The organism is Endozoicomonas sp., from assembly GCF_051008435.1.
Lineage (GTDB): Bacteria > Pseudomonadota > Gammaproteobacteria > Pseudomonadales > Endozoicomonadaceae > Endozoicomonas_A.
Genome location: NZ_JBPCXO010000572.1, coordinates 1 through 10,714 on the forward strand (window position 1 = coordinate 1; position 10,714 = coordinate 10,714).

Genomic DNA, 10,714 nt, shown 5'->3' on the forward strand with positions numbered 1-10,714 from the left:
AATGGGTCTGTTCAGAGTGCGGAGCTGAACATCTGCGTGACGTAAACGCAGCAAGAAACATTCTTGCGGTCGGGCATGACCGTCTAGCTGTAGGAATCCCCGTCCTTTAGGGCGGGGAGGATGTCAAGCTGGGCTGGCTACTTTGCTCTATTGGTTATGGGCAGGAACTGAGCCGGGATGTTTGCATCATTGGAGGCGGGGCCTCTGGGATGTATACAGCGCTTAAAATGGCGGATAAAAAGTACTCTGTTGCCGTTTTGGAGAAAAAAGGGCGATTGGGCGGGCATGCTCAGACTTATAGAGCGGAACCCTGGGAGACAGTCTATGATCTGGGCGTCAGAATATTCCCTGAAAGTGACAACATTAAGGAAGTTTTTAATCGCTTCGACCAAAAGTTGATGCGTGCTTCCATTCTTGATTTGAAGAGAAGGTATGTGGATTTTGAAACCGGTGCCTTGTCGAATTATGAAGAGCCTTCCTATCACTCTACGCTGACGTCTCTCCTTTATTACTGGTATTACTCCGGGTATACCTTTTCCTTTATGTTTAAGCCAGGAACCCATTTGCCAGACCCTGTCCCTGAAGATTTGTTGCTCACTCTGGGAGAGTTCCTCAAGAAAAAGAAGATAGACATTGGTTTTACGCCACTGATTCATTATCTGCAGGGATACGGGGCCATTGAAAATGTTCCCATGTTATATGTTTTGAAGAACATTACTCATCGTGTGGCGTCTTCGATTATATGGGATAGTTTTTATACGCCCGCTGAAGGTGTTGATGCTATCTATCCTGCTATCTATCCTGCTATCTCAAAAGAAATAGTAAAACTCACCGGCAAGAAAGCTGTTTATCTTAATACCGAGGTTCAAAAAGTCAGAAGGGTTTCAGGTAAAGATGTCATCGTTGAAACTTATCAGGATGAGCGAAAACTGGATTTTTCCTGCAAATATTTATTGGTTTCTGCACCACCTCTGCTTGAAACGTTCGGTAGTGTGTTTGACTTTGATGATCAGGAGCGCCTTCTATTGATCAAGGCGGCCAGTTTCCCTGGTATTTATGCGATGCTACCCATGCCATTTCCTGATCATTATAATGTGTTATTTGGTGCAGAAGATCTGTCGCTTTCCGATGATGATGTCGGCAGCGTATAAGGGATGATATCAACCGCTTGAATTTTGGGGGTAGTAAGGTCACATTCAAAGAGTTTGTGGAATTTCATAATCACTCATCCTTTGGGCCTTATGTCGAAGTGGATGATATTCGCAGTGGCTTTTACCGTGACCTGAACAAGATGCAGGGTAAAGGCTCTACCTTCTATATAGGGGCGGCTTTATCGGGACCAGGTACACCGGACTGCTGGGATCACGTAGCAGATCTTCTGAAGTATTATTTCCCTTATGATAACCCTGAGTCCCGAAAACCTGACGAACTTTGAATGAGAAAAGTACGGTCTTTATGAAATGTGGGAAGAGAATTTTGAAGATTGGAGTCTGTGAATGAAATATGCACTGGCTGTTTATGGTGATGTCAGCAACGGACAGTCTTCACTGACAGCACTTTCTTTTGCCCGGGCTCTGCTGGCTTCCGGTCATGAGATCATTCGTGTCTTTTTCTATCAGGATGGAGTGCACAATGCTTCCAGTCTGGTGACGCCTCCTCAGGATGAGCCCAATCTTCCTGAGCAGTGGCAAAAGCTGGTAACCGAGCATGATATTGATGCGGTGGTCTGTATCGCTGCAGCTCTAAGGCGAGGTGTGGTGAATGCTGAGGAAGCACAAAGGTATGACCTGCCAGCCAGCAACCTCCGGGAAGGTTATGACCTCTCCGGGCTGGGACAGTTGCTTGAGGCAACAGTCGAAGCGGATCGTCTGGTGACGTTTGGAGACTGAATATGAGTCAATCTATTTGTATTATATCGACTCAGGCACCGTACCGTGGCCAGTTTGCCAGAGAAGCGCTGGATGCCGCACTGGTTTCTGCTTCCTACGAAATTCCAACCAGTCTGTTACTGATGGGGGAGGGGGTTTATCAGATACTTGATGGGCAGTCTCCCGGACAGCTGGGCAGGAAAAATCTTTCTGCAATGTTTCAATCATTGGAGTTGTATGGGATTGAAACAGTCTATGTAGACGGAGAGTCCCTGGAAGAACGCAACCTGGATCCGGATCAGTTGCTACCCCTATACACCCTCCTGGAAGGCGATGCGGTTGCATCCTTCCTGGCTCAGCATGACAAGGTATTGAGTTTCTGATGGCTACTCTGCATACGGTCAATAAAGCCGGACAACCTTTGGAGCTCTGCCTGAGAGCGCTTAATGCGGGTGACAGTGTTCTGCTTCTGGAAGAGGGGGTTTATGCTTTGTTTGAAGCCAGTGACGTCCTGTCTGACCTTCTTAAGCATGTGGTAGTGTATGTGTTGGAAGCTGACGTGCTGGCCAGAGGTATGACCAACAAGGACGGCCTGGATATTGGAATGGTGGACTATCAGGGCTTTGTTAAGCTGACTGAAGCCAACGACAAAGTGGTGAGTTGGTTTTAGAGTATGACGGATTTGAAGCTTGATAAAGACGGTTACCTGGTCAATCTCAGTGATTGGAATCCAGAGGTTGCGGATCAGTTAGCCGCTGACGAGAATGTGATTCTGACAGGGGAACACTGGGAAATTCTGAATCTGCTCAGGGAGTATTATCAGAAGTTTGAGCACGCCCCCAGCCAGAGGCCATTTGTGAAATACATTGCCAACCAGCTGGGAAAAGACCAGGGTAACAGTATTTATCTGATGAAATTATTCCCTGGTAGTCCGGCAAAGCTTGCAGCTCGAATCGCAGGTCTCCCCAGACCGACTAACTGTTTCTAGTCTTTTCGTTGTTCCAGGGTAATATCCAGGCTGTGTCGCTCATTACTGAGCATGATGTGACCATCCTGGATACTGGCGCTGAGCTGCATGTTTCGCTCGGCCAGCTCTGCCAGTGTCTTGCTTGAGCTTTCAGGCAGATTAAGTACTTTCAGGTTCTGAAAACGATCCAGCTTCCCGGCCATCTGGTCCCACCAGGTCTCTGAGGTTCTGCCACCGTAGTTGATGAGGACAACGGATTGAGCTCGGCCACAGGCCTTGCGGATCCTTTTCTCATCAGGCTGACCCAGGTCAATCCAGAGTTCTATTTCGCCGCTGTAATTTTTCAGCCAGAGGTCGGGTTCGTCGTCTGTACTCAACCCTTTGGTGAATGACAGCTGTTCATCTGCAAACAGGCTAAAGGCCAATAGCCGGATCATCATTCTTTCATCATTTTCTGAAGGATGACGAGCAATGGTCAGGGTATGGTTTTGATAGTAGTGCCGATCCATATCTGCTATTTGCAGTTCGGCTTTGAAAATTGTGGCCTTGAGCGCCATTTCTACATCCGGTCTAAAAAAGTAGAGCACGACACTACAGGCTCTTATTCACCCCATCAAGCGACCCCGCCTGGAATTTTTACAGAGTGTCGGGCTTTTCGCTCTGCTATTTTTTGTCGGCGGACACTTTTTTTCGTCATGCTAATGCTGATTGCCTGGAGCTAATGAGAAAAGGCTGTACAGCGGAAAAAGAATCAATGAGATGTCGACGAGCTTTCTTTGTTCATTGTCGTACACATCGAAAACCGATATTTCAGGTTTTCGTAGCTGCCACATAAATCGAAGTGGCTTTGCTCGTTTTCAGGGTTAAGTAGTTTCAACCTTAAAAATAGCTTGTATCAGGTATTTAAAAACGAATAGTATTCGCGCTTATTGCCAAGTGTTAGCATCCTTATGTCCAGACAGCAGAAACGCATTCAAAGAGAGGCCGAGATTGTTGCTGCCACGCTTCTCCTGCTGGAAGAAAAAAGCTTTCTTGATCTGCGAATGTCCGATGTGGCCCAGGCCGCAGAATGTTCCATGGGAGCCATTTATTCTCATTTCTCCAGTAAAGAAGATCTGCTGCTCGGGTGCGCTTATGTTCTGACCCGACAAAAGATTCAGGTGCTTCATCGCATACTTGAGGCAGATCTGATCTCTCTTGAGAAAATGGTCATGATTTCACTCTGCATGTGGCAGATTAATCAGGATCGTCCTGAACATTTTGCACTCAGTCAGCTCGCCATGAATCCCAGTGTCTGGCAAAGGGCCTCATCCAATCGCAGTAATGCCATGAATGAACTGGGAAACTATATTGATGCTCAGCTCAAATCACTGGTGCGTTTGGCTCTGGTCGAGAACGGCTATGAAGATGTTTCTGATCAGTCGGTAGCGGAGCTGATGATGGGGCTCTGGGGGTTGTCCAGTGGTCTTTATCAAATCAAGGAGTCTGGCTTTGGTGTTTTCAATGCGGACTTTAGAGAAGACGACGGAGTTGATCTACACTTGGCGAATATTGAACGTTATCTGGCAGGTTGGCATCTTCATTCAGCCATACCCAGATCACGGCTTGGCCAGCTGGCCGAAGTCGTGAGTTCCTATACCGCTGTTGAAGCAGAATCCTGCTGATTTTTTATTAATCCCCTCTTGCAGGGGATTTTTTAGAACATTTTGCGAATAATATTCGGAATTTTGGGCGCTTTGTGCCTGAGAGGGAGAAGGTTTATGACATCGCCGTTCAGCCTGCAGAAAGGCCGGGCTTTAACAAAAAGAAATAAGTTGGGCTTTTCCCCACTTTTAATAAGCTCATTGGTTGCTGCAGTTCTGGCCCTTTCGGGTTGCTCTCAGCCACAGGAAGAGCAAAAAGAAATGATTCGTCCTGTGAAACTGTTTCAGGTCGAAGATTCTAATGCGGGCAATCTAAGACAATTCCCGGCCAAAGTGTATGCCAGTAAAGAGGCTGAAATTTCTTTTCGCATACCTGGAGAACTGGTTGAGTTCCCTGTCAAACAGGCAGAAGAAGTCAAGAAAGGGCAGTTGCTGGCCAAGTTGGATGATCGAGATATTCGTAATGAACTGGCTGCCCGTCAAGCGGATTATGATCTGGCAGAAACAGAAAACAACCGGATTCAATCACTGCGTAAGAAAAAGGTGGTGTCCCAGTCTGAGCTGGATAATTCCAATGCCAAGCTCAAGTCTGCCAAGGCAGCTCTGCAGTTGGCCAGCGACAAGCTGAAATACTCTGTACTCAAAGCGCCGTTTGATGGACGAGTTGCACAGACCCTGGTAGAAAATTATCAGTTTGTTCAGTCGCAGCAGACCATTCTTATCCTGCAGGGTAGCAATACTCTGGATGTCAGTATTCAGGTTCCTGAGAGTATTGTGTCCAATGTTCGGGAAAACGAAGTGGATTACAGCTATCAACCCATTGTCACTTTTGCCGGGAGATCTGGCACAGAATATAAGGCCAGTTACAAAGAGCATTCCACCAGGGTGACGCCGGGAACCCAGTCTTATGAAGTGGTATTCACCCTGCCTATCCCTGAGGATGTAACGGTGTATCCCGGTATGGGCGCCACCCTGATTCTGGATTTGTCGAAAGTGTCACCCAGAACCAATGCCGGGCAGCATTTTATTGTGCCTCTGTCGGCTGTTTTGAAAGATGATGCGACAGGCAAGGAACAGGTCTGGGTATACGATGAGCAGAATAACTCGGTGAATCCGGTGGAAGTCACCGTGGGCACTATTCTCCAATCGGGTATCGAAGTGACTTCAGGGCTCAAGGAAGGGGAACGCATTGTTTCTGCGGGCGTTAATCGCTTGCGTCCCGGCATGGCCGTCAAGCCACTGCAGCGTGAGCGGGGGCTGTGAGCATGAATATTGCGGAGTATTCGATTCGAAATAAAGTCATCAGCTGGATGTTTGTTGTCCTGCTGCTGATTGGTGGCACGATTTCCTTTTTTGGTCTGGGGCAGTTGGAATTTCCTGAGTTCCCGATTCCTCAGGCAATGGTGAATACGGCGTATCCAGGCGCTTCGCCCCAGCAGGTTGAAGAGGAAGTGACGCTGCCTCTGGAGCGGGCTATTCAGGAGCTGGAATACGTAAAAAACATCGACTCTGTTTCCAGTGCTGGTGTTTCCCAGATCATGGTGGAATTGAAAGATGAGTTTACCGCCAGTGATCAACCGCAAATCTGGGATGAACTGCGACGCAAGATTAATGATACCCAGTCGTCTATGCCGCCGGGCGTCTACCCTTCCATCGTCAATGACGACTTCAGTGATGTCTTTGGCATCATGTTGAACCTCAGTGGTCATGATTTTAATTATCGTGAGCTGGAAAATTATGGCGACTTTCTTCAACGGGAGCTTTCCCTGGTGGAAGGCGTCAAGAAAGTCAGTCTGGCTGGGACTGTGGACGAACAGGTTGTTATAGAAATATCGCAGGCCAAAGTAGCAGCACTGGGTGTAGATCCTGCCTTTATCTACAGTCTTATCCAAAATCAGAACGTGGTTTCTAATGCCGGAAAGATGTTTATTGATGGCTTCTCGGTGCGGATTCATCCCACCGGTGAATTCAAGGATATCAGTGAACTGAAACAGCTGGTGATCAGCACTCCGGGTACTACGGAGCTGATTTACCTGGGTGATATTGCTGATATTCATACCACTTTTGATGATACTCCGATGAACCTTTATCGGAGCAATGGTCAAAAAGCGATTTCTCTGGGTATCTCATTCGCCAAAGGCGTTAATGTCGTCGATATCGGTGAAGCGGTTAATGCTCGCCTGGCAGAGCTGGAGTCCAGCCGTCCCGTAGGTATCGATTTTACGGTGGTGTATGATCAGCCTGAAGTCGTTCGAGATTCTGTGAATGGCTTTCTGATCAGTCTTGCTGAAGCCATTGCCATCGTGATTGTCGTATTGCTGTTTGCCATGGGCTTGCGCTCTGGGCTGCTGATGGGAGGTATTCTGTTACTGACCATTCTGGGTACGTTTATCGGTATGAACATACTCGGCGTGGAGTTGCAGCTAATTTCGCTCGGGGCGTTAATCATAGCCCTGGGAATGCTGGTTGATAACGCGATTGTGGTCACAGAAGGGGTTCTGGTGGGCCTGCAAAGAGGGCTTTCACGCATGGAAGCCATCAAGCAGGTGGTGGTTCAGAATCAATGGCCTCTGTTGGGTGCCACGGTCATTGCCATTATTGCCTTTGCGCCCATTGGTTTGTCTCCGGATTCCACCGGTGACTTCATGGTCTCCTTGTTTCAGGTTCTGTTGCTCTCTCTGATGATCAGCTGGGTTCTGGCCATCACACTGACTCCCTTTTTCTGCAATATCATGTTCAAAGAACCTTCTGAAGCTATGGCAGGCACAGAAGTAGATCCATACAAAGGTGCCTTGTTTGTTTTCTATCGTGGGTTTCTGAACAAAGCCCTGAAGCACAGAATGATCTCTCTGGTACTAACCGTTGCTGCCCTGGTATTGGCCATTGCAGGGTTTGGTCATGTGAAACAGGCTTTCTTCCCGCCTTCTAATACTCCGATCTTTTTTGTTGATGTTTGGATGCAGGAAGGGACTGACATTCGTGAGACCGAAAAAGCCATTAAGCAGCTTGAGCAAGATGCCATGGCTTATGACGGTGTGGAAAATGTCACTTCAGTGATGGGTATGGGCGCTCAGCGCTTTATTCTGACTTATGCTCCGGAAAAGAGTTACAGCAGTTACGGACAACTGATTGTTGAAGTGGATGAGAGAGATCGGATCAAGGAGCTTATAGGGCCTATGGAAAAGGCCATGAATGCACAACACCCCGGTATCGAATTTAAATTCAAGCTTCTGCAAAACGGTCCTTCACCCGCCGCCAACATTGAAGCAAGGTTTTATGGTTCAGATCCGCAAGTGCTTAGGGATTTAGGTGCCAAAGCTGTGGCGATCATGGAAGAGGAGCCTTCAGCGGCGGATGTCAGGCAATCCTGGCGTGAGCAAGTCACCATTGCCCGGCCTCAGATTGATGAAGCAGCTGCACGCAGGAGTGGCATTTCCAAGCAAGCGCTTGATGATGCCTTACTGGTTAACTTTACTGGCAAACAAGTGGGTGTTTACAGAGATGGCAGCCACTTATTGTCCATCCTGGCCAGGGCACCTGAAGAGGAGCGTCTGAACGCTAACACTCTGACTGACCTTCAGGTCTGGAGTCAGGAGCGGAATGCCTTTGTGCCGGTCGCACAGGTGGTGAGCCGTTTTGAGTCGGAGACTGAAAACCCTCTGATTGTACGTCGTAACCTGAAGCGGGTGCTAACAGTGATGGCGGATGCCAAGCCCTTCACTGATGAAACCCCCGAATCGGTCCGACTAAAACTAAAGGAAAAAATTGAGTCTATTCCTCTGCCAGATGGATATAGCCTGGAATGGGGTGGAGAACATGAGATGTCCAGTGAAGCTCAGGGTAATGTCTTCAAGTCCTTGCCTATGGGTTACCTGATTATGTTTATCATTACGGTTTTCCTGTTCAGTACTATCCGACAGGCGCTGGCTATCTGGTTTACGGTGCCTCTGGGTGTTATTGGTGTGTCTGCAGGGTTACTGGCCCTGAACATGCCATTCACTTTCACCGCTTTGCTGGGGCTGTTGAGCCTCTCAGGTATGCTGATCAAGAACGGTATTGTGCTGGTGGAACAGATCAATATTGAGGAAGAGAAAACCGGTAATCTTGCCAAGTCGATAGTTGATGCGGCTGTCAGCAGGGTGCGTCCGGTTTGTATGGCAGCGCTGACAACCATGCTGGGTATGATTCCGCTGGTGTTTGATGCTTTCTTCAGCTCAATGGCCGTCACGATTATTTTTGGCCTGGGCTTTGCAACAGTGCTGACACTGATCGTATTGCCGGTCACTTATTCACTGCTTTATAAGGTTAAATACGACTGAGAAGGCACTGAGTCATTTTCTCAATGAGAGCCGTGACTTTTACTAGCACGGCTCTTTTTTTGTTTATAGTTTTTGCAAAGTGCATTTCAGTAGTTATTTCTGGATGGAGGTTAGATAGCAGGGAGAGTAATGGAGACCCTGCTATCTGGGTAGATGCTGTTAATTCTGGGTGATGGTGGGTTCGTGAATACTTTTGTCATTTCGAAGGGCATGATAGTAGAGGCTGTCAAATACCTCAGGATAATCGACTCCGGCAAACTCCAGAATTTCGGCCAGCTGGCGTGCAGTGTATCCCTGTCCCAATAAGGCACTTAAACTCTCTTCAAAATCTTCCCTTGAAGTCAAAAAAGCACGGTAGTAGGGACGATTGGATACATCGATTAAACCCTGAGTATAAGCCGGAATCAATTTCAGCATCGCGCTTTTCAACAGGTTGGGGTCGATCAGAGTACTTGATTCAACCCGGGTCAGAGATTCGGCCTGATGACAGGAGCGTCGTTTAGCTGGGTCACTGGATGGCTGAGGAGTCATCTTCTTGCAAGCCTTAATCTGTTGCTCCAGCTTTGGCATGATTTCTGTGGATTCCAGAAAGGGGGTGATCTGACCTGACAGACTTTTTTGACTCCATTCAGTCAGTTTGTTTTGCATACCATTTTTTATACTGACCAGCGTCTCTGGTCCAATACCTTCACGGCCCAGACGCATCATCCAGTCTGCCAGCAGTGACTCATTGATTTTTTCAACGGTGTGACCTGGTTCTGTCAGCATCTCTTTCAGGAAGGACAGGTAGAGGCTTCTGATTTGAAAACGATACCCTTCCGTTACCATGCCGCTGGGACTGCTTAGATAAGCATCTGCCATCATTCCATAACGAACCGCCGCAGACACCAGTGGCATGGGTGACTCATCAGTCAGTTCAGGTTGTATGGCGGATTCAATAGACAGTTCAGGTTGTAAAGGCTCAGCGGACAGCTCAGGTTCAATAGGTTCAACCGGTTTTTGATTAGCATGCAGGGCAGGTGATAAAACCAGGAGTGCAGAGAGTATGTAATTCTTCTTCATCAGGTCATCCAGTGATCAGTTGCAGGGGGAGAGTTAGATTTGTATCGGCAGATATGGGTATGGATGAGGCTTCTGAGCAGGGAATTTTTCTCCTTTTTCTGAAGGCTTTTTTCTGGACTGACCGTCTTAAAAAAATAAATGTATTTATTGTTTTCTTGTAAGTAGTGAACGAGTAGTGATCTTGTTGGTCTACGCTTTATCTGAGTTTTATAGCGTGTTCAAACAGGATTATGTGGTTAAAAAATAGAAATCGAATAGCCGGAATATCACTTCTGGCTCTGACATTGTTGCAGGCAGGCTGTGCAGGCAGAGACGCCCATCCCACTACTGTACGACAGTACGGAGATATAAATCGCTCCTGTGCAGCCCTGGAAAGCGAAATGGTATTTATTGAGGGGGAAATCAGCAGGTTGATGCCCAAAACCGATAAAACCGGAAAAAATGTCGCTTTGGGCGTGGCGGGTGTTTTCTTTTTGGTACCTTGGTTCTTTATGGATCTAAGTCAGGCAGAACAGATTGAAATTGATGCTTATCGCCAGCGTTATAACTATCTGCTGGGGCTGGCTCAGGATAAAAACTGTTCCAACCAGTCAAGAGTTCCCATTCCAGATTTTCGTGACCCCAGTGCCTTCCAGCAGCAGATGCAAATCCAGCAACAACAGAACATGCAGATGCAACAGCAGATGAATCAGCAGGAGCTGCAAAAAATACAAATGGAACAGATGAAGCGTAACTATTCAGCCCCCTCAAAATAGGCTGGATTTTTCAGAGTTTTGTGCCATTTTCTACTAAACCTTTCTCTTTACTCTCAGTCATGACTCATATTGCACCCGATATACAGACCCGCGTCGTATT

At 47.5% G+C, this 10,714-nt stretch carries 13 protein-coding genes; 11 read left to right on the forward strand and 2 right to left on the reverse strand.

The window, feature by feature from the left end; all coding sequences use genetic code 11:
* The 7 genes from ACR2PX_RS29280 to ACR2PX_RS29310 form a co-directional block, all read left to right on the forward strand.
* Window positions 1–110: zinc ribbon domain-containing protein (locus tag ACR2PX_RS29280; RefSeq protein ID WP_433997355.1), on the forward strand; the 110-nt coding region annotated here is incomplete at its 5' end.
* Window positions 111–188: 78 nt separating this feature from the next.
* On the forward strand, window positions 189–1,151 hold the full coding sequence (locus tag ACR2PX_RS29285) for an NAD(P)-binding protein (protein WP_434002893.1): 963 nt from the start codon (window positions 189–191) through the stop codon (window positions 1,149–1,151).
* Between the two features lie 56 nt (window positions 1,152–1,207).
* Window positions 1,208–1,435: a hypothetical protein gene (locus tag ACR2PX_RS29290; protein WP_434002881.1), complete on the forward strand. Its 228-nt coding sequence runs from the start codon at window positions 1,208–1,210 to the stop codon at window positions 1,433–1,435.
* A 61-nt stretch (window positions 1,436–1,496) separates the two neighbouring features.
* Window positions 1,497–1,889 (forward strand): sulfurtransferase complex subunit TusD, encoded by a 393-nt coding sequence (gene tusD / locus ACR2PX_RS29295; RefSeq protein WP_434002882.1) that lies wholly within the window; start codon window positions 1,497–1,499, stop codon window positions 1,887–1,889.
* Between the two features lie 2 nt (window positions 1,890–1,891).
* A complete protein-coding gene (gene tusC / locus ACR2PX_RS29300) occupies window positions 1,892–2,251 on the forward strand; it encodes a sulfurtransferase complex subunit TusC (protein WP_434002883.1) in 360 nt (119 codons plus the stop codon).
* Entirely contained in the window at window positions 2,251–2,538 is a 288-nt protein-coding gene (tusB, locus tag ACR2PX_RS29305; protein ID WP_434002884.1) for a sulfurtransferase complex subunit TusB, read from the forward strand. The genes tusC and tusB overlap by 1 nt, the downstream gene beginning before the upstream one ends.
* A gap of 3 nt (window positions 2,539–2,541) precedes the next feature.
* A complete protein-coding gene (locus ACR2PX_RS29310; RefSeq protein WP_434002885.1) occupies window positions 2,542–2,856 on the forward strand; it encodes a TusE/DsrC/DsvC family sulfur relay protein in 315 nt (104 codons plus the stop codon).
* Here ACR2PX_RS29310 and ACR2PX_RS29315 read toward each other — a convergent pair.
* Window positions 2,853–3,392 (reverse strand): YaeQ family protein, encoded by a 540-nt coding sequence (locus ACR2PX_RS29315; RefSeq protein WP_434002886.1) that lies wholly within the window; start codon window positions 3,390–3,392, stop codon window positions 2,853–2,855. The genes ACR2PX_RS29310 and ACR2PX_RS29315 overlap by 4 nt on opposite strands.
* Window positions 3,393–3,785: 393 nt before the next feature.
* Here ACR2PX_RS29315 and ACR2PX_RS29320 point away from each other — a divergent pair, with 393 nt between their 5' ends.
* The 3 genes from ACR2PX_RS29320 (at window position 3,786) to ACR2PX_RS29330 (ending at window position 8,797) form a co-directional block, all read left to right on the forward strand.
* Window positions 3,786–4,499 (forward strand): TetR/AcrR family transcriptional regulator, encoded by a 714-nt coding sequence (locus ACR2PX_RS29320; protein ID WP_434002888.1) that lies wholly within the window; start codon window positions 3,786–3,788, stop codon window positions 4,497–4,499.
* Window positions 4,500–4,595: 96 nt separating this feature from the next.
* Entirely contained in the window at window positions 4,596–5,741 is a 1,146-nt protein-coding gene (locus tag ACR2PX_RS29325; RefSeq protein ID WP_434002889.1) for an efflux RND transporter periplasmic adaptor subunit, read from the forward strand.
* 2 nt (window positions 5,742–5,743) lie between these two features.
* Entirely contained in the window at window positions 5,744–8,797 is a 3,054-nt protein-coding gene (locus tag ACR2PX_RS29330) for an efflux RND transporter permease subunit (protein WP_434002890.1), read from the forward strand.
* 159 nt (window positions 8,798–8,956) lie between these two features.
* Here ACR2PX_RS29330 and ACR2PX_RS29335 read toward each other — a convergent pair whose 3' ends face one another.
* Complete coding sequence (locus ACR2PX_RS29335; RefSeq protein WP_434002891.1) at window positions 8,957–9,859, reverse strand: hypothetical protein; 903 nt, start codon at window positions 9,857–9,859, stop codon at window positions 8,957–8,959.
* 230 nt (window positions 9,860–10,089) lie between these two features.
* On the opposite strand from ACR2PX_RS29335, the gene ACR2PX_RS29340 reads away from it, so the two are divergent.
* The gene (locus ACR2PX_RS29340) at window positions 10,090–10,614 is read left to right on the forward strand and encodes a hypothetical protein (protein ID WP_434002892.1); all 525 of its coding nucleotides are present in this window, start codon (window positions 10,090–10,092) and stop codon (window positions 10,612–10,614) included.
* The last annotated feature ends 100 nt before the right edge of the window (window positions 10,615–10,714 follow it).

Coding starts and splice junctions, on each gene's coding strand:
- ACR2PX_RS29320 (WP_434002888.1), top strand. CDS start 3,786: ATGTCCAGACAGCAGAAACGCATTCAAAGAGAGGCCGAGATTGTTGCT.
- ACR2PX_RS29335 (WP_434002891.1), bottom strand. CDS start 9,859: ATGAAGAAGAATTACATACTCTCTGCACTCCTGGTTTTATCACCTGCC.
- ACR2PX_RS29315 (WP_434002886.1), bottom strand. CDS start 3,392: ATGGCGCTCAAGGCCACAATTTTCAAAGCCGAACTGCAAATAGCAGAT.
- tusD (WP_434002882.1), top strand. CDS start 1,497: ATGAAATATGCACTGGCTGTTTATGGTGATGTCAGCAACGGACAGTCT.
- ACR2PX_RS29325 (WP_434002889.1), top strand. CDS start 4,596: ATGACATCGCCGTTCAGCCTGCAGAAAGGCCGGGCTTTAACAAAAAGA.
- ACR2PX_RS29310 (WP_434002885.1), top strand. CDS start 2,542: ATGACGGATTTGAAGCTTGATAAAGACGGTTACCTGGTCAATCTCAGT.
- tusB (WP_434002884.1), top strand. CDS start 2,251: ATGGCTACTCTGCATACGGTCAATAAAGCCGGACAACCTTTGGAGCTC.
- tusC (WP_434002883.1), top strand. CDS start 1,892: ATGAGTCAATCTATTTGTATTATATCGACTCAGGCACCGTACCGTGGC.
- ACR2PX_RS29340 (WP_434002892.1), top strand. CDS start 10,090: ATGTGGTTAAAAAATAGAAATCGAATAGCCGGAATATCACTTCTGGCT.
- ACR2PX_RS29330 (WP_434002890.1), top strand. CDS start 5,744: ATGAATATTGCGGAGTATTCGATTCGAAATAAAGTCATCAGCTGGATG.